This is a genomic window from Flavilitoribacter nigricans DSM 23189 = NBRC 102662, assembly GCF_002646595.1.
Taxonomy (GTDB): Bacteria; Bacteroidota; Bacteroidia; order Chitinophagales; family Saprospiraceae; genus Flavilitoribacter; species Flavilitoribacter nigricans.
Genome location: NZ_PDUD01000054.1, coordinates 51,757 through 75,412 on the forward strand (window position 1 = coordinate 51,757; position 23,656 = coordinate 75,412).

Below are 23,656 nucleotides of genomic sequence, written 5' to 3' on the forward strand. Positions count from 1 at the left end.
TCAAATTATTCTTTGTTCAACTTCAATTTCAATCTGATATTTCTCCTTAACGCGCTCTTGTACAAAGTTGATAATTGCTATAATATCACTCCCAGTAGCATTATTATAATTTATTATGAAGCCCCCATGCTTTTCTGAGATTTTAGCTCCTCCAATTGTGAATCCCTTCAAGCCAAGATCCTCTATTATTTTTCCTACATAAAAACCGGTGGGACGTTTAAAAACACTCCCTGCATTAGGAAATTTTTTTGGTTGTTTACTCCATCTACTAACCTTAACTCTTTCCATTTTTTCTTTAATACGATCATAGCTTCCTCTTTTCAACATAAACCAAGCTTTCAACACAATTTTATCGGGGTTTTGTTGAAAAAAGCTATTGCGATAACAGAACCCAATATCTTGATTCTCTATCTCCTTAATTTGGAAATCTACTAAATCTAAATATCTAACTTTAACAAGAATATCCTTGATTTCTTCTCCACTCGCACCGGCATTCATTACAACAGCTCCACCAATTGAACTTGGAATGTCATAGAATACTTCAGCCCCAGTAAGTTCATTTTCTAAGGCCAGAGTGCTTAAATCTAAAGTACTAGCACCAGCTTCAGCACTAATTAATCCATCACCCAAAAAATCTAAGGAATTAAAAGAGTCACCAACTATGATAAAATCCTGATTATAATAAGATTTAGATAAAATTATATTATAGCCTCTGCCAATCAAGATCTTATTTAACAAGTCATTTTTTTCAGAGAATTTACTATATATATCAATAAAATCTGATTCAAATTCAGGAAAAAATGCTCTTCTACAAGCTGCTTTTAGCTTGTAACTATTATGAGAAGTTAAATCGTAGTTTCTATGGCATTCCATATGGCCTTTATTAGAATTTAGGAGTTAGAATTATTTTTTCTACAATTATTATTTATCTCATTATAAAATAAAACATCATCCCACAGTTCTGCCTCTAAAAATTTTCTTTCTTTATCCTTTAACTGAGGTGGCCTTTTTGAAGTAAGCAATGATCTATAGATGTATTTCCCAATAAAATTGGAGTTGAGTATAGGAGATATTTTTCGCAACCAAATAGAAGGTGTTTTTGCAGCATTTGTACGCTTATTTTTATCTCCTTCTTTTAAATCTTCGATAGAAGAAATTGTACTAACATTAATAAACTCAAAAATTTCATTTAAATAATTAACTTCATTTTTAATGAATAATTCAAATGGAACTATATAAACATTTTCCTGATCAATATATTTGAATACATTTTCAAATAAGCTCTTGTAGCGGCTTCTTCCAACGTATGAGAACTTCTTTTGGTGATAATAGCTTTTTTCTGTTCTTACGGGTTCTTCCTTTAAAGCATTTAATAATGATAAATGCTCTCTCCCCATCTTCACTTGGTGCCAGTAGTGAGAATGTGTTCTAGATACTGGATGTCTCAGTATAAAAATTAATTTAACATTTGGAACTATATCTCTTAATCGTTGTGGTGCTAAATTTTCAAAAGCGCAATCAGCTGATGTCTGGCCCAATACTTGCCCATCTTTGGAATCTGTGAAAAGGGATTTATACCACTGGACTCCATTTTTATATATCCTTGAATCGTCAAAGAAACTGAATTCAAGAGTTCGGGGAGGCATATAGATTTGTGGATGCCTTCTCAAAAGACTATCTATATAAGTTGTACCACTTTTTTGCATTCCACCAATAATAAAGGAAGGCAAGTTTCTATCTGTTAAAACATCCTCGATCATATTATAAATAGCGATATTTCATAAGAGAGGCCTGATCCATTCGACCTATTAGCTTCCTGTTAGAATCCTTAAGAGACAATTTTTCCGTTTGATTGAATCCAAGCATATTAATATCTTGTCGCTTGAATTTCAGCCAAACTGAGCATCGAATAATTGCCCCTGAATATAATCGGTAAAACCCAAAAGGTAAAAATCCGAATGGATTCTTGTAGCTTCTTGAAAACTTATTTAAAAAAATCATTATTCTCAAAAAGACAGGATTAATTGAAAAGTTCTTAACTGACTTTTCGGTCTCCTCGTAGTTAAATTCTATATCGATGAAGTCTGCAACTTTTTTGAAAAAAGTGTATGGTGAATCGGAAAATTCCTCGAAAAGTAAACATAGAACGTTTTGCTCTCCTATTCTATCTTCCAAAAAACTTAGATATTCATAAAACAGAAAATAATTTGAATTTATTAGTAATGGCTGTTTTCCAAAATTCATAAATTCAACAGGGTTAGCAGTTCCTCCAGTTTTAATATACTGTAAATATAAGCTCTTTAATAAAGCTTGTTGTTCTCTTAAAACTAAGAAAAATTTTAGTTCGTCTTTTTTAAAAATATTTATCAATCTATTCGCGATGATTTTTCTATCAATCGCTCCCATATAAGGCATTCCGCAAAACTCTTCATCAGATATTATTACCCTTTCAGGACAAGAATTATTAGAGAACAGATTGATAAAAATGCTATAGGCTCGATTAAGAGAAAAATTAAATTCGGAGGTATTTAGAACATAAAACTTAAATTGTTCCAAGTCTGTTCTGTCTATATAGTGCCATCCATCAAAACTCTTAAAAACATTTTTTTGAAAAAATGTTGATCCTGTTTTATGTAAACCCAGATGAATTATTATCTCCATCAACAGAGGTTTTTCAATTTTTCTTCCAAGTTTTCATAACCCCTCCTTATTTGCCAGGCATTTTCGATCCTGACTTCTTCATCCGTAGTCATTCCTGCTAGCAATAAAGCTATCCCTGCTCTTAAGTCGATGGCATTAACTGTAGCTCCTTTTAAGCTGTAGCCTCCTTCAATCACTAACATCTCACCACTCAACTTGAATTTCATTCCCATTTTTTTCAATTCTTCGGCATATCCATATCGCCCTGGGAATCGCAAATCGATTATTTTAGATTCACCTTTACTCATGGCACCATACACGGCGAATAGTGGTTGCATATCCGAATTAATTCCAGGATAAGGTCCAGTACTGATCTCAACGGGGTATGGTATTCCTCCTTTTACAATTAATGAGTTTTCCCCTTTGTAAAACTTCATTCCGCTTTCTCTTAAAAATACTAAAGGAACTTCTAAGTGCTCAAATGGAAAATTGATTATCTCTACATCTCCATTAGTGATGACTGACCCAATCGCCCAAGTAAGAGCCTCCATATTATCCGGAATAACTCGATGCTTTGTACCTTCCAGTTCGGAAACGCCTTCTATTTCAATAGCTTTTTGACCATGAACTGTGATTTTGGCTCCCATTTTGTTTAATAGAGTAATGAGATCAATGATTTCTGGTCTAATATGAGGCCCGTAAAGTATGGTTTTTCCAATCGCTAATGAGGAAGCAATTATAGTATTCTCTGTTGCGCCAGTTGACCTAATTGGTAAATGTATTTCACATCCCACTAGTCGAGAATCTTTGGCTTTAGCACAGAGGAAACCGTTTTCCTCCCAAATTTCTGCACCTAGCCTTTCAAGCAGCATAACATGCAAATCATATTTCCTTTCACCCAATTTGCAGCCACCAGGAAGTGGGACACGACCTTCTCCGAATCTTCCAACTAATGCTCCTAATATAAGAAGTGTATTACGTATGGATCTCTTAGACCATTCTAAACTAGTAATTAGTGAATCTTCTTTTTCTGTAATTAGAATGTTATCTTCAAATATTTTAATTTCTTTCCCTAATACCTCCAACATCTCCATATGGATTTGGATATCAAGTAGGCCCTTAGGAAAGTGTTCCAATTGTAATGGGTAACGAGTTAAAATTGAAGCTGCAAGTAACCGAAGGGCACTATTTTTTGCCCCACTCACTCTGACTTGGCCCATTAACCTAGTTCTGCTTATACTTAAAGATTCCATTTATTTTTTTGATAGATTTCTACAAAGAGCTTCTTTATTAGGAAAGAACACTTTTTTCAAAATGCTCTAAGAATGCCCTACTACTATTTTGATGATGAGAAAACAAAGCTTGAAAGTTTTTTATGATTGATATATATCTTTCATAATTGCTGGAAACTTCTACTAATTTTTCTTTTAGATCACTAAAGTCCCAATTTGTAGATACGTAAGTTTCTCCATTTTTAAAAAAATCTGGATAGGTATTTAAATGATCCATTTTAGGTTTCAAAAGCAGGCTCCCGTTTACAACAGACTCAAAATCTCGATAGCAGATTTCTCCCCATCCAAAAGGACTCAAAGTTATTTTTGAATCTCTTTGCTCCTTCATATACTGAGAAAAGGAAACCTTTCCGCCAACTAGAATGTCATCCCTCCGCATATTTTTAAGTCTTTCTGAAGCAAGATTTCGCTGGTAATCATAACTTTCATGCTTATTGGAATTGCCTCTATAACTTAACAGATATTTTTTATGAGAATTAGGATTTCGCATCCTTACCTTTTGATAATATCCGGGTAATATCATTGAATTGCCGATAGGTAAAAATGACTTAAAAGGGAACCATCTATAATCCAGAAGACCGATGTTCCAGCCAAGTCTCAATTTTTCTACATCCTTTTCTTTCAGAGGGGTGAACTCTAATTTTCTCGTTTCTTTTAGGCCTGGAGGCAACCAGACCATTAGGTTATAGGATTTCCGCTCTGTATAATAGGATAAATCTTTAAAGATCTGCTTTTTTAGATGAATATCTACAAACGGAGTAATATGAGATGTAGAACTACCTCCTGAATCTCCAGTATCAAAAAGGACCACCCTACATCCTTTTTGTTTTGCACTTTCGATCACTTCAAGAATAAAGAATTCGCTATCGTATTTATGATTTCCTGGAATCTTATATCTGCTCTTTGCAAGGAACTGGTAATATCTATAATCTAAAAGAAATACATCACACTCTAGGAGTTTTGGGTTTAAATGATGTGAATAAAACCTAAACTTAATATTTTTCTTTTTGAAACTATTCTCCCACTTTAATATAGGATAAAAGTCATTAAATCCTCTTCGAATAGGAATTTGAGGAGTTAATATATTTATTCTAGTCATGGGAAAATTGATCTTTAAAGTAAATGTTTTTCAATTGTTTATTTTTTACAATATCTTTTATGATTTTATTTTTGCACAAAAAGTACAAAAGCTGAAATGGGAAAATAAGACCTCTATATATGATCACATTTAAAAATTTTCTTTCGTTAAGCGGTGACTCATATAAATATTTATCTATTTGAATTTTACATTTGACCATTATTGCTTCAACTCTGGTAAGCATCGGAATCTTATATAATAAAGTAGCTGGGATTAAATTTTGATAATGCCACTTGGAAATAATCTTATCAGTTTTCTTTAGGGAAATAGAATCTCCATGTACTCTATAGGATACCGTGTAGGCAGGTAGCAAAAACAGCTTGAATCCATTAAGTAGAAACTTATACATTAGAGGTATATCTTCATAAAGAGGAAATCTTTCATCAAAGCCGTTAACAGACTTTATAGCCTTATGGCTCATAAAGATTGTAATTATTCGATAATGCTGCTCCCTAGAAAATAATTTTAATTGCTCATTATTTGACAAACAGCTGCTAAATAAAATATAAGTTTGAGGATCTTTTAGCATTGCTTTTTGATGCCATTCTCCATTCTTAAAATATAATTTATAGAACTTTGAAAACAATATTTGGATATTTAAATCTTCGTTCAGATATATATATTCCAAATTATCCTTAATGCAATCTCGCAATAAAATATCATCGCCAGCAATAATTTTAACCCATTCTCCAGTACACGCATTAAATGCCCTGTTTAAATTACCTGATACACCTGTATTATTTTCGACAGAAATATATTTGATATTTTCGAAAAACTCCTTATTCTTACTTATCCATTGCTGGCATAAAAGTTCTGTATTATCAGTAGAAGCATCATCACTGATTATCAATTCCAGGCAATCATACGATTGCATTCTAATACTTTCTAAAGTATCTAAAATATACTTGCTGGAATTATAAGTAATCACTAAGACACTTACCAAAGGCCCCTTATTTTCCGGCACCATATTTAGGATGTAAATTTATACTTAAGATTACCCACGAATTCCTCCAATTCTGACATTTCTTTTATATTAAACATCTTGGATAGAGATAAGTAAGTTACAATAGCCACTATACAGCCTAACACAATCTGAAAAAAGTCATTTGAAACAAAATTAACAATTGTTATAACTGCAATTGACATAATAATAGCAGATAATACCATTGGCATAATATCTTTTAACTGCGATAAAGGTCCATAACCCAAGATTTTACCAGGCAGATATGCGTTAATAAAAAATGAAATGAAAGATGTTACGACATGGCCAATAACTATAGCTTTTATTCCAAAAGGAACTGTAACTATAAGAGAAACTACAGTAAGAGGAAATTTTGACAAGTCCACTTTAAGAAAAAGATCTGATCTTCCCATTGCGTTTAGGATATTCATATTTATAACGCTAATTGGATATATGACATACGCAATTGAAGTCCATTGCAATAATGGCACCACTTCAATCCATTTCTCTGTAAGTAAAATTCTAACAATCGGTTCTGCTAATATCGAAACTAATATCATAATTGGTATTATTATGAATGCTGCCATTCTTACCATTCTACTATATGCTGAAACTAATCGAACTCTTTCATCCTGTAATGAGGAAAAAACTGGAAATGAAACTTGTTGCAATACATTGCTCAAAGTACCGGAAGGTATTTCTGCTAAGCTTTTTGCCCGGGTATAGAATCCTAGAGCTGCAGCACTATAATATTTACCAATTATAATATTATAAATATTGATAGAAACCTTTTCGTAAATTCTTGATAGTAAAATCTTCGAGCTAAAGCCAAAAAGTTCATTGAAAGATTCCCTTGAAAATTCCATGGATGGAATCCATTTATTTACTTTCCAAAGTAAGAATACAGATACTAAAGTGTTTAAAAGCGTATACATTACTAATGCCCAAACACCCCATCCCAAAATAGCCAATACAATTGCAGCAATTCCACTTAGGACTGACGCGATTAAGTTCACTCTTGCTAAGGTCTTAAAATCAATATTGACAATTAACTTTGCTCTCTGTACCATAGCGAAAGCAGATATAACGATGTTAAGACCCAATACTCTCGTTAATAAAATAAGTTCTATCTTATCGTAAAATTTTGCTATTAGCGGTGCCGAGAACAATAAGACCAGATAAAAAAAAATACTTACGACTAAATTAAATAGAAAAACTGTTGAATAGTCTAAATCGGTTCTTACCTTTTTTTGGATTAATCCACTTCCCATTCCACTATTCACAAAGATCTGGGAAATTGCAATAAATATCGATAGCATTCCAATTAGGCCAAAATCCTCTGGAAATAAAAGCCTCGCCAAAACTATTCCTACTATAAGCTTAACAAGCTGAACAGAAAATTTTTCCAGTGCATTCCAGAACAATCCTCTTGATGTTTTTTCCTTTAATCCTTCGCTCAAAATATTTTCATTTCTAGCGTTGTGAGTTTCTCTACACTGGGGTTATTATAACCTAAAAAAAATATCTCATTACTAATTGCAGCTTCGTAATCATTGATGGAATCCCCAATTAGTACACAATTAGATTTTTGGTAATCAAAACTATTTAATATATTTCTAACCAGTTCAATCTTTGGAACAGGAGAACCATTTATACTGACGAAATATTTTGAGATGTCTAAACTATTACACAAATACCTCAATTCATCTTGATCCGAACCCGAAACTATATGCATTGGAAAAAAACTATAGTTTTCTTTAATAAATTTAATAGTAGGTTGAATTAATAAACTTTCATCATTCAAAATTTTTCGCATTATTTCACTGAAAGATTCACATAATTCTAATAATTTAACTTCACCTAGCTTCTCGTTTCTAATTTTCTCAAAGAAATAACGGAACTTCACATAGCGGGAAAGCCCACCATTAAGTTTGTGAAATTTCAATAGTTCCTCTACTTGTTGAGCAGGGTATTCAGTTAGAACCCTTTGAAAGCCAATATCTCTGATCTTATTAGAATCTAAGATTACTCCATCAAAGTCCCAAAAAAAAATCAAATTACTATCTATAAATTTTTTCATATAAAGACTCTGCTATCAAAAAATCTTCTTCCCAGTCAATATCGAATGACACGACTTTATTTTGCTCGTAAAAAAATGGGGTACTTCCAATCCGGTCAGCGTTTTTTTGATAGTTTTCTCTTGAAGTAATAAAAATTGCATGATTAACCTCGTAAATCATTGACAAATCCTGTGTTCTTGGCCAACGCGACGGTAATCCATTACCATCATGGAAGTTTATCATTTCTCTTTTTATCGGATCAATTAAAAAATTTTGCAGTGGTGTTACACTTATTAAGGAATCGAACCCATTTTGGGTTTGAGTTAAATATGTGGATATGGCTTTTTCATATTCTTGAGAATCAACAAATGGTGTAGTAGCATGCCCCCATAAAATATGCCGGCTTTCCACAATAGATGGTACATATTTAATTAGATCCACTAAATCTGTAGAATCTTGGCATAAGTTTTCTGGTCTTTCATAGATTTTAATTTTCTGTCCAGTTGGATCTACATCTTTGGCGATAGTCATTGTTACCTCATCATTGGTTGATAAAATTATTTCGTCCAAAGACTCACAACTGACTAATTGCTCCAGCTTTAATCTTACTATTCCTCCTTTGATTCCAGCAAAAGGACGTGTATTTTTATTCGCTACCCTTTTAGACCCCTTCCGTACCGGAAGAAAGAAGCCAATTGATTCATTTCTATTTATAGCCATTCAAAGACAGACTTTTGCTCTAATTCTTTGTACTCTGTTGGTAAAATGGATAGTAGAGATTTACTCGTGAAATTTTTGTAGTCATTAAATAAGCTCTCGTTTTCAGATGCTAATGATCTTTCTAGTTGGGTTATTGTATTTTGGCCATATCCATCATATCCCGCTAGCCAAATCTGCTTTACGTTCAAGGCAATCGCAGTTTGCAATGCAAGTACAGTATGAGAATCCGTTAACTTATCTGTAAACGTAATACTCTCAAGTTCATAACTTCTTTCATATAGTATATTAGGTATGTAAGTACCCATTTTCCGGGGAAAAGGAGGCAAAATACATTCACCTTTGAAACTACTCATCATTTCGGTAAAAGCCTTTTCAAGTCGATAGCCTTCATTTCCCACTAAGCAATAATATTGAGGAACATCTAATTCTTGAAATATTGCAGCATTCTTAGAGGATGCATGAATTAAGCAAATATTTTTTTCCGCCTTAATAAAGTTAACTGCGGCTTCTGCAAATCTTTTTGCATTTTCTCCCCCTCCAATAATTAATGCCTTTTCGTAAGTAGTCTTAGGTTTAAAAATCGGTAGCTTATCATTATCCTTCTTTTTTTCTTTTTGATTTTCTAAGGCTCTTATTATGGAATTTAAAGAGTAAAACCTTCTAGATACCCATTCCATTACATTCTTTTGGGGTAAAGAACTAACCCCAGAAACCATGTACGGTAAATTGGTTCCCCACTTGTATGAGTCTTTTAGCACTTCAAATCTGCTAACAACATTGCTTAAGGCATTATAATTTACATTTAATGCTCCTTTAGAATTAAGAACCGTCAAAAGTAATTCCATTCTTAAATTACCGGCTCCTCTTCCCATCCCAGTTATTGTGGCATCAACTATTTCTACACCATTTTCGATTGCAGTTAAGGTATTGATCAGTCCCAACTCTAAGTTATTATGTCCATGAAATCCTAATTTTATGGACACCTTCTTTCTGATTACCTTAATTATTCTTTCAACATCATTAGGGAAAACACCTCCAAAAGAATCAACCATATATAGGTAGTCGGCTAGCTCATTCAATAAGGATAAATTTTTCATCAAATCCGGATACTTCTCCCATTCGGACATGTACATGATGTTAAAGCATACCTCAAAACCTAATTCCTTGATGGCTGTTGCTAATAGTACAGATCTTTTAAAATTGTTAGGAGCTACAGCTATTCTAACCATGTCTACTATACCTACACAAGGCTGTAGTAAATCTTTTATATCTTTTTGTTGTGTATCTTTCTCATTGATAATTACCGCCATTTTTTTATTAGAGAGTTTCCTGATTTTTTCTAATACATAAATTGGGCAATAAAAATATTCTCCTAAATACCCTTTTAATGGTTTAGAGCGATATCCCACCTCTAAATAATCTATCGGCAATTGATTCAATGACTCTATGTAAGTATGAACTAAATCATCATCAAAGTCCCAATTAGTATAATAACCTCCATCACGGATCGTACAATCTAAAATTTTCATTTATTGAATCTTTTAAGCAGTGAATACATCAATTGATTTTTTGATTTAGCTCATAAACTTTAACTCCTAGCACTTTCCAATTAAAATTTTAGCTTTTCTTTTATTGATTTGACAATTAGTTCTGAACAACTTTCTCCATTTTCAGTAAGTAACTCTAAAACCTGCTTCCGTTTTTCTATAATTGCCTTATCTTCATCATTTTTTAATATTCGCTCTATTATATTTTTGAGTTCTTCTCTATCTTTTACCTGATAATGAGCATCTAGGCATATCTCTCCAAACTTATTGAATTGCGGATTTGTTTTCCCTTCACTTTTTGTGAAGACCACAGGTTTACCTACAGCAAAATATTCAGAAAGAAACGAAACGCTGTCGTGTACCAATAAATCTGATTTCACGAAATCTTTAATGTAGTCTCCCTCGCTATAGGATAAGTTTTCTCGCTCTTTCCATAAATTATAGTATTCATCTGTTCTTTGCTTGCCCCACACATTACTTTTATATAAGGTACGCTTTAGAAAAGGATGAGGCCTGAATATGACTTCAACTGCTCCTTTTTTACTAGCAGCTAGTTCTAGAAAAAAATTATAATAATCCAGAAAACAGGAACGTGTCAATAAGTTGCTTGCTCCTGGAATCGTCCAATGAGGAGCCCAAATAATAACCTTTTTATGCACATGGTCTATATTTCTCTTCTCTTGAGAAATTTGATCAATTGTTGGATAACCCACCACTTCAACGTTTTCGCCTTTATTCATTGCGTAAATCTCAGCTAAACGTTTATGAATGTTAGATTCATAAAAATTTATCCAAGTATATTGCTGAAAAGGACTATTGAATGCTAATTCTGTCAAATCGTCAGATCTAATTGAATAGGGTACGTAACAGGTTAATGTTTCTAGATTTGCTTCTATTAAATATTCTTTTTTAGTTATTGAATGCGGGTTAGAGAAGAAAATAATATGAGCTCTTAGTTCTTTTTTTATATCAATCCAAGAATGCGTCTCCTCATTCCAAGCATCTATGAAATTGTAACCATTATCTTTACATAACTTTTTAGCCTTTCTACGTTCTACCAACATTTCTGCCTCATTTCCACCTGTATAGGGGCAAATTAACACCATCGGGAAAAATCTACTTTCTTTGAGAAAAGCTCTATATACACTATCATATTTCCAATTTGAGCTTAGCAGTAAAATAAAAATGACCCTTACTTTATGTACATTTTTTATTTTCTTCAGCTCTTTCCTATGATAGTAACTTGCTAAATAAAAGCGTAGCTCATGCCTCTTATTTCTATATAATTTTACAATTTTAGCCAATCCTATTTGAGCCAAAAATCTAGATAATTGCATAAGGCTTCCTTAAGAACTTAAAGTTCTTTGATTCATTGATTTCTACTTAAAGAATTCCGAAATAGTATTTGATACCATTCCAATTTGTTCAACACTCATTCCAGGCCAGATTGGCAAACTTAAACTAGTATTAGATAGTTCTTCCGCTATAGGGAAATCGCCTAATTTGTGTTTTAAATTCTTGTAAGCATTCTGTAAATGTGGTGGTATAGGGTAGTGGATTAAAGTGCTAATCCCTTTTGTCTGTAGGAAATCCTTTAATTCATCTCTATATCTCGTCCTAATGACGTATAAATGATAGACATGTTCCGCATCAGGATGGGTTTTGGGCGTTATTATTTCACTTTCTTCAGCCAGATAATTGTCATATAACCCCGCAATTTCTTGGCGCTGTTTGTTCCAGCGACTTATGTTTTTCAATTTTATAGATAGGAATGCTGCTTGTAGTTCGTCAAGTCGCATGTTATATCCTAATTTTTCATTCTGATATTTCTCTTTTGAACCATAATTCCTTAGCATTTGGGCGCATTCATAGAGTTCTTTGTTATCAGTAGTGATCATTCCTCCATCTCCTAATGCCCCCAAATTTTTTCCAGGATAGAAACTAGTTCCATTGATGTGCCCCCAGCTACCTGTCGTTTTACCTGCAAAATGACATCCATGTGCTTGGGCATTATCTTCGACAACAACTAAATTATGGATAGATGCAATTTCAGTAATCGCAGCCATATCACAAGCTTGACCATACAAATGAACTGGCATTATTGCCCTTGTACGTTCTGTTACAGCATTTGCTATCTGCTCTGGATCAATGTTGTAGGTATCTATACTAGGCTCAACAAATATTGGTTTAGCACCTGAATGTGAAATTGCTAGTGCCGAAGCAAAAAAAGTGTTGGAGGGTACTATAACCTCATCTCCTTCTCCTATGCCCAACGCCTTCAAAGATAGGATTAAAGCATCTAGGCCATTGCTTACACCAACTGAATATCTCGTTCCTGAAAATTCGGAATATTCACTTTCAAAAAGTGATAATTTTTCTCCTAAGATAAACCAGTTATTATTGTAAACAGATTCAAAGGCTTGAAATATCTCTTCTTTTATAGCCGAATGCATTGGCTCCAGATTAAGAAAAGGAACACTCATTTTAACTCAATTTTATCATCTTGCAAATTCCAAATCTGTCCACGATTATCTTGGAACAATTTAGTATCGATACGCTTCATTTTAGTACCATCTTCATTTAACCATCCAATTACTTTTGCAGGATTTCCAATCGCCAATCCTCTAGATGGTATGTCTTTCGTAACAAGAGCATTGGCACCTACCATTGAGTAACTGCCTATTTTTACTCCTCCCAAAATAGTTGCAGCAGCGCCAATTGAAGCTCCATGGCTAATTAAAGTTTTTTGAAAACTTTTGGGATATATTTTAGATCGGGGATACGGATCATTAGTAAATGTTACATTGGGCCCAACAAATACATCACTTTCAATTGTTATTCCATCCCATAAATAAACCCCAGACTTTATAGTCACATTGTCACCAAGAATTACTTCATTTTCAATGAAGGTATGGCAGTTTATATTACAGTTGGCTCCAATAATAGCCCCCTTCAGGATGATACTGAATTGCCATACATCTGTATTCTGACCGATTTTATCACTATGTACTTCGGCTAAGGGATGAATCAATTTCTATAATTTTTAAATTCAAGAAAGGTTGGATAGTCTCTAATATAATCTTTGGCTAAATACTCTTCAGAAGCTAATACCAAGCATATGGATCCACTTGAAAAATTATTCAATTCTCGCCAAAGTCCTGGAGGCATGAAAAGTCCAACATTGGGACGAGAAAGATGTATACTTCTTTTTACATTCCCATCATCAATAATAATATCGAAACTCCCGCTGGCTGCCACTATCAATTGTTGTAATTTATAATGCCCATGCCCGCCTCTAGCTTCTCCACTAGGCACATCGTATAGATAGTAAACACGCTTTATATCAAAAGGTATTTGTGAACAATTTGAAACTACCGTAATATTTCCGCTTGGGTTATCTATCCGAGGTAATTCAATAATACTACAATCATAAACTGTAGTTTGAGAGGCGTCTTTATAGGGATTTATAAGCATCTAAATCTCTTATATAATCATTCTCATCGTACAAGGAACTGCTCAGGTGTAGACTTAATGCATTCGTCGAAAAATTTTCTATGTGTCGCCACGTCAACGGAGGTAAATACAATCCGTAATAAGATCTATTTAAGGAAATTTTTTCTTCAGAATTGTCTTTATATCTTAAGATTACATCAAAGCTTCCGCTGAGTGCTATTATTATTTCTTCTTGGATTTTATAGGCATGTCCTCCTCGAACCTCGCCTCCAGGTACATCATAAGTCCAAAATACACGTTGAATTTCAAATGGAAAATGATCGAAATTTTGTAAGAAAGTTAAGTTTCCTCGTGGGTCCTTTATTTTGGGGAAGTCTATAATCTTTGTTTTAGACATTTTTTGAAATTTAGACAATGACTATTTAAACCACCACTTTTTTTTACTTTTATCGTCACTATAATACCCATAGCCATAGCCATACCCATAGCTATAGCCGTAGCCATTTTTTCTTTTCTTTTTCACGCCATTAAGCACTATCGCTAAGTTTTTGAGTTTATTTTCCTTTTGCAACTGGTTTAGGCTTCTAATTGCATCTTCAGTTGTCTTTGCATATCTAACTGCAAAAAGTGCAACGTGGGAAAATGGTTCTAACAAAAATGCATCAGCTACCAAACCAATTGGAGCAGTGTCAATAATGATATAATCAAAATTTGATCTAAGATATTCAAATAATGGCGCTAATTTTTCTTCATCGAGTAATTCTGCGGGGTTAGGCGGTATGGGTCCACTTGGAATAATGAATAAGTTCTCATCAACATCTGTAGGATAGACAATATTATCTAAAGAGTGTTCTCCAATCAAAAAATTGGTTAACCCAATTTTTTCTGCGTCGGATTGGTTATTTAAATATTTAGTTAGTTTAGGTTTCCGCAAATCCATACCAACCAAAACCACTTTTTTTCCTGTAAGTGCTAAACTCATTCCTAAGTTCATACTTATAAAAGTTTTTCCATCTCCCCCCATTCCGGAGGTAACCAGGATTGTTTTACCACCTTCCTTAGATAACATGTAATTAAGATTAGTCCGCAAAAGACGAAACATCTCGGAAATTGCTGTTCGGCTATTTTTACGGACTACTACGTTTTGGCCAGTATTGTTTCTAGTTAGTGCACCTAAAATAGGGATGGATGTAAGTTTTTCTATATCATTCTCACTATAAATTTTATCATCTAGTAACTCCTTAAGGAAAATTATTCCGACAGGTAAGGCGAAGCCTAACATTACAAAAATAGCGTAAATTTGAATCGGTTTCGGTGAAACAGGAACGCCGCTGGTTATTGCTGCATCAATAACCCTAGCATTTGGTACTGTTATAGCTGCCGACAATGCGGTCTCCTCCTTCTTTTGAAGTAAAAATAAATATAAAGCTTCTTTAATGTTCTGTTGGCGCTTTATTTCTAATAATTCTCGTTCTTGCCTTGGTACTTGATTAATCCGGTTTTGTAACTGGGAAATTTTACCTTGAGTCTCATTAATCTTTAAATTCAAGTTTTCTTGAAGAGCACGAGTACTTTCTAATATAGTGTTCCTCATTGTATTCAACTGGATATTTAGCATCTCCAATTGTGAATTCCCCTCCCCTGCAGATCTTGATAAGCGTTCACGATCGATAATCGTTGAATTATAATTTGTTATTTGAGCTTCTAAATTTCCAGCGTTATCTACTCCCATGTTTACTGGAATAATCTCATATCGCTCAACATTACCTGTTAACGTCTGTTCTATCGTTTCAAGTAATTCCAAGTTTATTCTCTGCTTAGTTAATTCGTTGTCATACTGGCTAATTTCGTTCAAAATGAAATTTACTGTAGTGGAGGCTTCCGTTGAAATTTCGTTTCTTTCTTTGTAAGATTCGAGTCCGCCTTCAACACTATTTAATTCTTGTGTCAATAACCCTAACCTTTCATCAATGAACTTTAGAGTCTTTTCAGCAACCTGATTTTTATCATCTATTGCCGCCTGATTATAAACTTCAATTAATTTGTTAATTATATCTGATGCTCTTTTTCTTACTGGGTCTTCTATCTCCAAGATAAGCACACTAGCATAGTCAGCAGCTGGCCTTATTTGAAGTTCTTGCAAATATTTACTCGCACCTATTCCGCTTTTTATTTTCATTCGACTATGCGAGTTGATATAATCAGTATTCCTATCTAACCAGATTGTATCGCTTTTAATTATTATTGGTGTGTTGAATTTATGAACACTTTCCTCCTCATTTTTATCGATTAAACGAAACGCCTCATTATCAATTGGCTCTACCTCAAATTCTAAATTATGTTCCTCGTCAAACCAATGAATTGAATCTAATACAATTGGAGAGTTCCCTCCATAATATTCGGTATTTTTTAATCGGCCAAGCCCAGTGTATTGGACATCTAAACCTAATTGCTCCATTACGGTTAGCATCAAGGTGCGGGACCTTAGTATCTGTATTTCATTATTAATATTATTTCCTGGTTTGAACAAACCGAATTCTTGTAAAACTGCTTCTTCCGTTAATCCTGTACCACTATTAGTTTCAATATTTTTAATTAAAACCTTACCTGAGGCTTTGAAAATTGGAAGAGCATATCTCAGATAAAGCCTAGCTCCAAAAAAACCTATTATAACAAAGATCAAAATCCAATACCAATTCCTAAGAATGCTCAGCAGCAGTTCCTGAAGGTCAAGGCTATCCTCAATATCTCCCTGACTATTGTTATTGTTGTAATTTTCTGACACAGTATGTAATTAAAACTTAAAAATCGTATGCTTTCTCAGAATTTACTTATCATTTAATTCCGAAGGTTTGTAAGAGTCAAAATAAAGGTGATCACAGTAATACCTGCTGATATATATGGTAGTAACCTTTGGGTTTGATCCCTTAATGAAGCTGTCCTTTCCGGCAAAGGTTCCACATATACAAAGTCATTTTGCTTCAAGTAAAAAAAATCAGATTCAAAAATATTCCGGTCCTGTAAGTTAATTCGACCAAAAAAACGCTCTCCATTTTGTTCTCGGGTTATGAGAATATTTGTCCGGTTAGCATATGGCTGTAAATCACCAGCCAGACCTAATGCATCTAGAATAGTAATTCTTTCAGTTGCAACACTAAATGTCCCTGGATTTGACACTTCACCTAAAACCGTAATTCTAAAATTTATTAATCGGACTGAAACCATAGGATCTTTCAGCTCATCTGGTTTTAACAATCCTATTATCAAATTCTCAACCCCTGTTGTTGTCATTCCTCCAATATATAATCGACCTAGAACAGGAAAAGTAATAAATCCATCTCTGTCAACCAGATATCCAATTAAAGGTCGAACATTACTTCCTCCTAAATTATTAACATTAGCATTTAATGGATCGATATTATACGGTATTGCAGCAGCGGGTTCTTCCAATGCATGCACCTTAATCGATATTAAATCATCCGGCTGAATCTTTAGTTGAGGTAATTCTGAAATTGTTTCCGGTTGATCTGGGAAAGGCTCCCCTTGGGAAAAATTCAGCAGCTCACTATGAGTCACACAAGAAGTTGTGCTAAGAAGCAACAAAAAGGCAATGTGAAAGTAGTTTAGGTTTAATTTTTGCACTTATTTTTTATATAATTGAGGCAATGTAATGACTTCTATCTTTCTGTTTCCAAATAAAAGGGAAACAGCTAGTTTTCTGTAGTTTATAGAAATACGAAGGAAAAATCCGAATTTACTTATAGTAATCACCAATCTTATTTCGTTATCCTATGGTGAACCAACGCTTAGTTGGTTAAATTAGTAGCTAATAAGTTTTATCCTAACAACTAACTTAACCTGAAATCTGTTATTTCACAGTTCATTTTTCAAATTTGAAAAAACTAAGCTTGCTTTTCACTAGATAAATTAAAGATTTTATTTAGCCAATTCCCCCCACATATCAATTCTCCAACTCGGCTATCCAATAGCAGTTCTTGCAACATTTTCAAATGCCGCTCATGATGCAAATCTGTCCCCACCAGATCAAATAAACCAGCTTTCAGCATTTTAATTGCTGTGCGCCGTACAGCGGGGCCGTAATAGCCTGACAAAGATAACAAATTGAGTTGCAATAAGCAGCCACGTTCTTTAAGACGCTTGTATTGTGAAAGGTCACCATTGTAGTAGCCATACCTTTCTGGATGAGCCATAATTGGGCGGTAACCTTTGGTTTGCAAATTGAACAGGAGTTGTTCTAGATTCGGTGGCGGCGAAATGAAGCTCATCTCTACCAGCAATAAGTTTTCATTAAGTGTCAGAAGATTGCCAGCTTCGAGCTTTTCAGCAAATCCTTCATCCAGCAAGTATTCTGCGGCGGCATCAATTTCTATGTCTACGTTCTCGGCTTCCAGTGCGGTTCTGACTTTGTCCAATCCTTCGCGGATGATAGCGGGGGTATTGGGGTATAGATCTGCCATGATGTGGGGAGTCGTGATCAATTTTTTAAACCCGAGGTTTCGCAAGCCTTTGATTAAGGCAACGCTGGTTACTACATCCGGGGCTCCGTCATCGATTCCGGGGATGAGGTGGGAATGGATGTCCGTGTGGAGAAATTCAAAGCTCCTTAGAGGTTTTCGTTTTTTTAATATGCTTTTTAGAAAAGTCAGCAAGTTTATAGCTTTTTTTTCTGGTGCCAAAAAAGAAGCAAAAATATCGGACTAAATTATACTCAGCTCCTCGCGGGTCCCTGCATCGCGCTCTGGCTATTGTTCTTAAGCTAAATTCAATAAAGTGGGTCATAGAGAATTCAACTTTGACCATTCAAAAAGAGGAAAGCTGTTAAAGAAAACCTATAGGGTTTATTTTTCCCTAGTTCTTTAATGTATTTAATCTGGCAATCTAGGTATATTCCCTTTTATACTAGTTTATGCCTTTGCATCAATCCATCGCGCTGCATAATAATCTTTATACCACGCCACAAAAGTATCAATCCCTTCCTGCACGGAAGTTTCCGGTTTATACCCCAGATTGTCAACTAGATCCTGCACATTAGCGTAAGTAGCCGGAACATCACCCGGCTGAATAGGCATCATGTTCTTTTCCGCTTCTTTCCCTAATGCCTTTTCAATCGCTTTGATAAAGGTCATTAGTTCTACCGGATTATTATTGCCGATATTGTAGATCTGATATGGAGCCCGAGAAGTCGATGGATTCGGATCTTTGCCGGTCCAACCTGGATCGCCGGTAGGTGGGTTGTCAATTACACGAACCACACCTTCAACGATATCATCTATGTAGGTAAAATCCCGTACCATCTTCCCGTGATTAAATACCTTAATAGGTTCATCCTTCAGGATAGCTTCCGTAAAGAGAAAAAGAGCCATATCCGGACGTCCCCAGGGGCCATAAACCGTAAAAAATCGCAGGCCGGTAGTCGGTATATTGAATAGATGACTGTAAGTATGCGCCATTAGTTCATTGCTTTTTTTACTGGCGGCGTATAAGGATACCGGATGGTCTACATTATCCGAAGTGGAAAAAGGCATACTTTCATTCAATCCGTATACACTGGAACTACTGGCATAGGCCAGATGACCGACCTCATTATGGCGACAGGCTTCCAAAAGATTGACAAACCCAACTATATTACTATTTACGTAAGCCTGGGGGTTGATCAAGCTATAGCGTACCCCCGCCTGGGCGGCCAGATTACAGACCGCATCGAACTTTTCGTTGGCAAACAACAGATCAATCCCCGCTTTATCCTCCAGTTGTAACTGGATAAAACGGTAGTTGTCGTGTTTTTTACTTTGAACAAGCTTACCATAGGTGATATCATCACGTTCGATGCCCGCATAAATTAGCCTGTCGTATTTGAGATTTACATCATAGTAATCGTTTATCGCATCCAATCCAACTACATCATCGCCCCGGGCGATCAATCGATTAGCAAGGTAGAATCCGATAAAGCCGGCGGTACCGGTAATGAGGATCTTCATTTATTGAGTGTTGTACCTTTTAAGTAAACCTTTGTCACGAATAGAAACACCATCATAATCGAAACGGATGCCTGCCCAAAGGTAAAGCTGCCAACGGATGATAGTCACCTTTCAGGCCAACCGTTTCCTGATGCCGGATATCATGCACCACTTGGATAGCCGGGCGAGCGGCATCGATACCAAAACCTTTCCCGGCCAGAATGGCCTCGTAGCTTTTGGTGTGGAGATCCGTAAAACCATCGCTGAATTCTACGGCATCACCGTCGATAGCCAGATGACGGTACGTACGCTGCCCCTTCTCCCGAACGATCTCAGGAAGTGTCTCCGGATTGATACTAAGAAACCAGCGTACCCGGGCCCGTTCCAGTTCCAGGAAGCCGGCGGCGCGATCGTGCGTATGTACATGCACCACATTGTGCTGAACAGCACCGAACAGCCAGATCAGCATATCAAAGAAGTGTATGCCTATATTCGTCGCGATCCCGCCCGATTTAGCCGTTTCCCCCTTCCAACTGGCGTAATACCAATGGCCGCGGGAGGTGATGTAGGTCAATTCGATATCAGCAGGCTGCTCCGATGCTGCAGAGTTTATCTTCTCCCGAAGCGCCAGAATACTGGGATGCAATCGGAGTTGAAGAATATTGTATACTTTCTGCCCTTTTTCTGCCTCCTGTTCAGCCAGCGCGTCCACATTCCACGGATTGAGCACCAGGGGCTTTTCGCAGATCACATCGGCCCCGTAGCGCAGCCCGAAACGGATATGTGCATCGTGCAGGTAATTCGGGGAACAGATACTGATCATCTCTACGGGCGTGCCGGCCCTTTTTAGTTTATCCAGGTGGCGGTCGAAACGTTCAAACTCTACAAAAAAATCAGTTTGCGGGAAATAGCGGTCCAGGACTCCGACAGAGTCGTTCTTATCCAATGCGGCTACTAATTGATTTCCGGTATTCCGAATCGCTTCCATGTGTCGGGGAGCGACATAGCCGGCGGCTCCGATGAGGGCAAAGTTTTTTAAGGGAATAGAAATTTAAGTTGGTAACAAAGGAATATGGCCATTTCTAGACAGAAAAGGTACGGCTTCGCCGCCGATAAGTCGCAAGAGACTTGTCCTCCAATGGCCGCATTGGCCCGTCGATAAAATGGAAATATCCATATAAAATGTTCCATCCGAAGATGGCAAAAATCAATATCATATTCCACATACCAGTGGAAGGGTCCCATTTCTAGACAACAGGAGCTCATACGTGTAAGACAGTAATACCTAGGTATAGTGCTTACTAATGCCGAAAAAACTCAGCATTGGACCATGAAACTTTCGGGTTATAAAGGGTACTCGTGGATAAAAAATGCCCGCCGTTGGCGGAATCAAAGGGTTGTATAAGGTGACCAGAGGCAAAAACTGACAGATCGACAGACGAGGTTTGTAAATTTGTGTCTGTCGGTACGGGGCTGAAAAATGCGGATCATGGGCTGATAGATCCGAACGATGCTTTTTGTTAGTAGTTGCCTTGGCTAAAGCCATCAATTCTTAATTGCGTTGATTGTATGTGAGCGCTATAGCCGGTGCAAATTTAGTAAACCAAATTTACCCGCCAAACGCAAATATAGTCGACTCCGGATGATTGAAAAAATTATTCATAAAAAATCAGTCACTTTCAAAATCCGATTACGGATAATGTGCTGATCCTATATAAAATAAGCACATACATCAATGCTCCAATTTCCGAACGGCTCCATTTTCCAGGGTATAGTGGTCTCCACTTTCGGAGCAAATTCCTTTTCCTTCCGTATCAAAGTCCAATCGCTGACCATTATCACTCATCCATCCGGTTTGCCGGGCGGGATTTCCCACCATTAACGCATAATCCGGTACATCTTTGGTGATCACCGATCCGGCTCCGATAAAGGCATACCGACCGATCTGATTACCGCAGATAACCGTAGCGTTTGCTCCTATGGTAGCTCCGCGCCGAACGAGTGTCTTCTGGTAGGCTTCCTTGCGGCTAATCGCCGACCGAGGGTTTCTCACATTGGTAAAAACCACCGAAGGTCCCAGAAATACATCCTCCTCGCAAATCACTCCGGTGTAGATCGAAACGTTGTTCTGTACCTTTGTACCGCGACCGATCTCCACGCCGGATGCCACAAAAACGTTTTGACCTAACGAACAATTGGCGCCGATAATTGCCCCCTCCATGATGTGACAGAAATGCCAGATCCGGGTACCCGCCCCGATCCGGGCGCCCGGATCGATCACGGCGGTAGGGTGAGCAAAATAGGTAGTGCCTTGCATGTCAATTACTTTGCTATGGGAAAAACGCTTTCCTGTCAGGCCGGAAAAGCACATTTTCTTTAATGGGAAATACGCTAAAAATTATGTGCCCGGCAGTGGTGGAAGATCAGTTTTTTTTGCAGCCTACTGGAAATTATCTTTCCTCAAAGAAAGACCGAACCGCATCACAGATGTAATCCAAAGTTGGAATATCCAGTTCGGTATGCATAGGTAGTGAGATCACCGACTCGCAGAGTGATTCGGTCACCGGTAAACTATCCTTACCATTCATTCCGGCATTTTTGTAGGCTTCCTGCTCGTACAGCGGCACCGGATAATAGATCATATTCGGGACCTGCTGCTCCTGCAGATGCGCCTGCAGTGCATCACGCTGGCCATTTTTCACCACTAATGTATACTGGTGGAACACATGGGTACTGTTGGACTGGCGGACCGGCGTTTGCAGTTCGGCAATATCGGCAAAAACCCGGTCGTAGTGAGCGGCGGCATCCTGACGTGCCTGGGCAAATTCATCCAGATGTTTCAATTTCACGCCCAAAACGGCAGCCTGCATTGCATCCAAACGGGAATTCACGCCCACCAGATCGTGGTAGTAACGGCGGGATGCCTGTCCGTGATTGGCCACACTGCGGCAGATGGTGGCCAGTTCATCGTCATTGGTGCAAATAGCGCCTCCATCCCCGTAAGCTCCCAAATTTTTGGAAGGATAGAACGAGGTACAGCCAATATCGCCAATCGTTCCGGTCTTTTGTTGATGGCCGTCGGCGAAGGTATAGTCAGCACCGATGGCCTGGGCGTTATCTTCTACCACGTAGATCCCGTGCTTGCGCGCAACCGCCATAATGGGTTCCATATCGCAGCTCTGGCCGAACAAATGAACGGGCACCACCGCTTTGGTGCGGGGAGTGATCGCCTGCTCGATGATCTCCGCTGTTACATTAAAGGTCCCGGGCTCTACGTCCACCATCACCGGTTTCAGTTGCAACAGAGCGATCACTTCGGCAGTAGCTACGTAGGTAAAGGCCGGAACGATCACCTCGTCTCCGGGCTGAAGCCCCAGTGCCATCAGAGCGATCTGTAGGGCATCCGTACCGTTGGCACAGGGAATGACGTGGCGGGCATCCAGGTATTTCTCCAGGTCAGCCTGAAACTGGCGCACTTTGGGACCGTTGATATATGCGGTTGATTCCAATACCTCCATTACTTCCCGGTCAATGTCCGTTTTCAGTCGCTGGTACTGGCTCTTGAGGTCCACCATTTGAATGTTGGGTGGTGTGGCTGTTTTCATATTTTGTAATTGTGGGGCAAAGGTACGGAGTTATGTGGGGAGTGGTAAATAAAACATCCAAGATTGTGAGGAGTTAACAAGAATATTGGATCAAAAACATAAGCGAAATCTCATTTAACTATTTGGTGAGCGTTTTTTTGATTTTCACCGCAAAGGTGCTGTGTAAAAAACCAAGAGTTCTTTGAAAAAAAAATATTAGTTTAAAGCTACCAAAGGAGGTTACTCTAGTAGTAATCATCCCGTGTAGGCAGGACTAGTTTCC

The 23,656-nt window shown here is 37.0% G+C and carries 22 protein-coding genes; all 22 read right to left on the reverse strand.

The features are described from left to right. The 22 genes from murB to CRP01_RS37025 all read right to left on the reverse strand — a co-directional run bounded on the left by murB (position 1) and on the right by CRP01_RS37025 (position 23,394). Positions 1 to 873 carry a UDP-N-acetylmuramate dehydrogenase gene (murB, locus tag CRP01_RS36920; RefSeq protein WP_099155124.1) on the reverse strand — a complete coding sequence of 291 codons (873 nt, stop codon included), beginning with the start codon at positions 871 to 873 and terminating at the stop codon, positions 1 to 3. A gap of 17 nt (positions 874 to 890) precedes the next feature. After that, the gene (locus CRP01_RS36925; protein WP_099155125.1) at positions 891 to 1,760 is read right to left on the reverse strand and encodes a sulfotransferase; all 870 of its coding nucleotides are present in this window, start codon (positions 1,758 to 1,760) and stop codon (positions 891 to 893) included. A 1-nt stretch (position 1,761) separates the two neighbouring features. Further along, entirely contained in the window at positions 1,762 to 2,661 is a 900-nt protein-coding gene (locus tag CRP01_RS36930; protein WP_099155126.1) for a sulfotransferase domain-containing protein, read from the reverse strand. Next, a complete protein-coding gene (locus CRP01_RS36935; protein WP_099155127.1) occupies positions 2,661 to 3,893 on the reverse strand; it encodes a UDP-N-acetylglucosamine 1-carboxyvinyltransferase in 1,233 nt (410 codons plus the stop codon). Before CRP01_RS36935 ends, CRP01_RS36930 begins: the two co-directional genes overlap by 1 nt. 37 nt (positions 3,894 to 3,930) lie before the next feature. After that, positions 3,931 to 5,031, reverse strand: a complete 1,101-nt coding sequence (locus CRP01_RS36940; protein WP_099155128.1) for a hypothetical protein — start codon at positions 5,029 to 5,031, stop codon at positions 3,931 to 3,933. Then, positions 5,024 to 6,037, reverse strand: a complete 1,014-nt coding sequence (locus CRP01_RS36945; RefSeq protein WP_099155129.1) for a glycosyltransferase family 2 protein — start codon at positions 6,035 to 6,037, stop codon at positions 5,024 to 5,026. Before CRP01_RS36945 ends, CRP01_RS36940 begins: the two co-directional genes overlap by 8 nt. A gap of 2 nt (positions 6,038 to 6,039) precedes the next feature. Next, entirely contained in the window at positions 6,040 to 7,491 is a 1,452-nt protein-coding gene (locus tag CRP01_RS36950) for a lipopolysaccharide biosynthesis protein (RefSeq protein ID WP_222845904.1), read from the reverse strand. After that, complete coding sequence (locus tag CRP01_RS36955; RefSeq protein ID WP_099155131.1) at positions 7,488 to 8,111, reverse strand: HAD family hydrolase; 624 nt, start codon at positions 8,109 to 8,111, stop codon at positions 7,488 to 7,490. Before CRP01_RS36955 ends, CRP01_RS36950 begins: the two co-directional genes overlap by 4 nt. Then, positions 8,092 to 8,811 (reverse strand): acylneuraminate cytidylyltransferase family protein, encoded by a 720-nt coding sequence (locus tag CRP01_RS36960; RefSeq protein ID WP_099155132.1) that lies wholly within the window; start codon positions 8,809 to 8,811, stop codon positions 8,092 to 8,094. Before CRP01_RS36960 ends, CRP01_RS36955 begins: the two co-directional genes overlap by 20 nt. Then, the gene (locus tag CRP01_RS36965; RefSeq protein WP_170110711.1) at positions 8,802 to 10,340 is read right to left on the reverse strand and encodes an aldolase catalytic domain-containing protein; all 1,539 of its coding nucleotides are present in this window, start codon (positions 10,338 to 10,340) and stop codon (positions 8,802 to 8,804) included. Before CRP01_RS36965 ends, CRP01_RS36960 begins: the two co-directional genes overlap by 10 nt. A gap of 80 nt (positions 10,341 to 10,420) precedes the next feature. Further along, a complete protein-coding gene (locus CRP01_RS36970) occupies positions 10,421 to 11,695 on the reverse strand; it encodes a CDP-glycerol glycerophosphotransferase family protein (protein ID WP_099155133.1) in 1,275 nt (424 codons plus the stop codon). A 42-nt stretch (positions 11,696 to 11,737) separates the two neighbouring features. Then, a complete protein-coding gene (locus CRP01_RS36975; RefSeq protein ID WP_099155134.1) occupies positions 11,738 to 12,841 on the reverse strand; it encodes a DegT/DnrJ/EryC1/StrS family aminotransferase in 1,104 nt (367 codons plus the stop codon). Beyond that, the gene (locus CRP01_RS36980; RefSeq protein WP_099155135.1) at positions 12,838 to 13,389 is read right to left on the reverse strand and encodes an acyltransferase; all 552 of its coding nucleotides are present in this window, start codon (positions 13,387 to 13,389) and stop codon (positions 12,838 to 12,840) included. The genes CRP01_RS36975 and CRP01_RS36980 overlap by 4 nt, the downstream gene beginning before the upstream one ends. Continuing rightward, positions 13,386 to 13,832: a sugar 3,4-ketoisomerase gene (locus tag CRP01_RS36985; RefSeq protein ID WP_099155136.1), complete on the reverse strand. Its 447-nt coding sequence runs from the start codon at positions 13,830 to 13,832 to the stop codon at positions 13,386 to 13,388. Before CRP01_RS36985 ends, CRP01_RS36980 begins: the two co-directional genes overlap by 4 nt. Then, the gene (locus CRP01_RS36990; RefSeq protein ID WP_099155137.1) at positions 13,813 to 14,208 is read right to left on the reverse strand and encodes a sugar 3,4-ketoisomerase; all 396 of its coding nucleotides are present in this window, start codon (positions 14,206 to 14,208) and stop codon (positions 13,813 to 13,815) included. Before CRP01_RS36990 ends, CRP01_RS36985 begins: the two co-directional genes overlap by 20 nt. A 21-nt stretch (positions 14,209 to 14,229) precedes the next feature. After that, positions 14,230 to 16,596 (reverse strand): GumC family protein, encoded by a 2,367-nt coding sequence (locus CRP01_RS36995; RefSeq protein WP_099155138.1) that lies wholly within the window; start codon positions 16,594 to 16,596, stop codon positions 14,230 to 14,232. 53 nt (positions 16,597 to 16,649) lie between these two features. Beyond that, positions 16,650 to 17,453 (reverse strand): polysaccharide biosynthesis/export family protein, encoded by an 804-nt coding sequence (locus CRP01_RS37000; protein WP_099155139.1) that lies wholly within the window; start codon positions 17,451 to 17,453, stop codon positions 16,650 to 16,652. Between the two features lie 260 nt (positions 17,454 to 17,713). Beyond that, entirely contained in the window at positions 17,714 to 18,481 is a 768-nt protein-coding gene (locus CRP01_RS37005) for a tyrosine-protein phosphatase (RefSeq protein WP_185154593.1), read from the reverse strand. 255 nt (positions 18,482 to 18,736) lie between these two features. Further along, positions 18,737 to 19,810, reverse strand: coding sequence for an NAD-dependent epimerase (locus tag CRP01_RS37010; protein ID WP_099155140.1), 1,074 nt, complete (start codon positions 19,808 to 19,810; stop codon positions 18,737 to 18,739). A 52-nt stretch (positions 19,811 to 19,862) separates the two neighbouring features. After that, on the reverse strand, positions 19,863 to 20,834 hold the full coding sequence (locus tag CRP01_RS37015; RefSeq protein WP_262510345.1) for a Gfo/Idh/MocA family oxidoreductase: 972 nt from the start codon (positions 20,832 to 20,834) through the stop codon (positions 19,863 to 19,865). 687 nt (positions 20,835 to 21,521) lie between these two features. Further along, positions 21,522 to 22,106: an acyltransferase gene (locus CRP01_RS37020; protein ID WP_099155142.1), complete on the reverse strand. Its 585-nt coding sequence runs from the start codon at positions 22,104 to 22,106 to the stop codon at positions 21,522 to 21,524. Positions 22,107 to 22,239: 133 nt separating this feature from the next. Then, the gene (locus CRP01_RS37025; protein WP_099155143.1) at positions 22,240 to 23,394 is read right to left on the reverse strand and encodes a DegT/DnrJ/EryC1/StrS family aminotransferase; all 1,155 of its coding nucleotides are present in this window, start codon (positions 23,392 to 23,394) and stop codon (positions 22,240 to 22,242) included. Between the last annotated feature and the right edge of the window lie 262 nt (positions 23,395 to 23,656).

Coding starts and splice junctions, on each gene's coding strand:
- CRP01_RS36960 (WP_099155132.1), bottom strand. CDS start 8,811: ATGGCTATAAATAGAAATGAATCAATTGGCTTCTTTCTTCCGGTACGG.
- CRP01_RS36925 (WP_099155125.1), bottom strand. CDS start 1,760: ATGATCGAGGATGTTTTAACAGATAGAAACTTGCCTTCCTTTATTATT.
- CRP01_RS36940 (WP_099155128.1), bottom strand. CDS start 5,031: ATGACTAGAATAAATATATTAACTCCTCAAATTCCTATTCGAAGAGGA.
- CRP01_RS37020 (WP_099155142.1), bottom strand. CDS start 22,106: ATGCAAGGCACTACCTATTTTGCTCACCCTACCGCCGTGATCGATCCG.
- CRP01_RS36970 (WP_099155133.1), bottom strand. CDS start 11,695: ATGCAATTATCTAGATTTTTGGCTCAAATAGGATTGGCTAAAATTGTA.
- CRP01_RS36975 (WP_099155134.1), bottom strand. CDS start 12,841: ATGAGTGTTCCTTTTCTTAATCTGGAGCCAATGCATTCGGCTATAAAA.
- CRP01_RS37025 (WP_099155143.1), bottom strand. CDS start 23,394: ATGAAAACAGCCACACCACCCAACATTCAAATGGTGGACCTCAAGAGC.
- CRP01_RS36990 (WP_099155137.1), bottom strand. CDS start 14,208: ATGTCTAAAACAAAGATTATAGACTTCCCCAAAATAAAGGACCCACGA.
- CRP01_RS36985 (WP_099155136.1), bottom strand. CDS start 13,832: ATGCTTATAAATCCCTATAAAGACGCCTCTCAAACTACAGTTTATGAT.
- murB (WP_099155124.1), bottom strand. CDS start 873: ATGGAATGCCATAGAAACTACGATTTAACTTCTCATAATAGTTACAAG.
- CRP01_RS36965 (WP_170110711.1), bottom strand. CDS start 10,340: ATGAAAATTTTAGATTGTACGATCCGTGATGGAGGTTATTATACTAAT.
- CRP01_RS37010 (WP_099155140.1), bottom strand. CDS start 19,810: ATGAAGATCCTCATTACCGGTACCGCCGGCTTTATCGGATTCTACCTT.
- CRP01_RS36945 (WP_099155129.1), bottom strand. CDS start 6,037: ATGGTGCCGGAAAATAAGGGGCCTTTGGTAAGTGTCTTAGTGATTACT.
- CRP01_RS36935 (WP_099155127.1), bottom strand. CDS start 3,893: ATGGAATCTTTAAGTATAAGCAGAACTAGGTTAATGGGCCAAGTCAGA.
- CRP01_RS36930 (WP_099155126.1), bottom strand. CDS start 2,661: ATGGAGATAATAATTCATCTGGGTTTACATAAAACAGGATCAACATTT.
- CRP01_RS36955 (WP_099155131.1), bottom strand. CDS start 8,111: ATGAAAAAATTTATAGATAGTAATTTGATTTTTTTTTGGGACTTTGAT.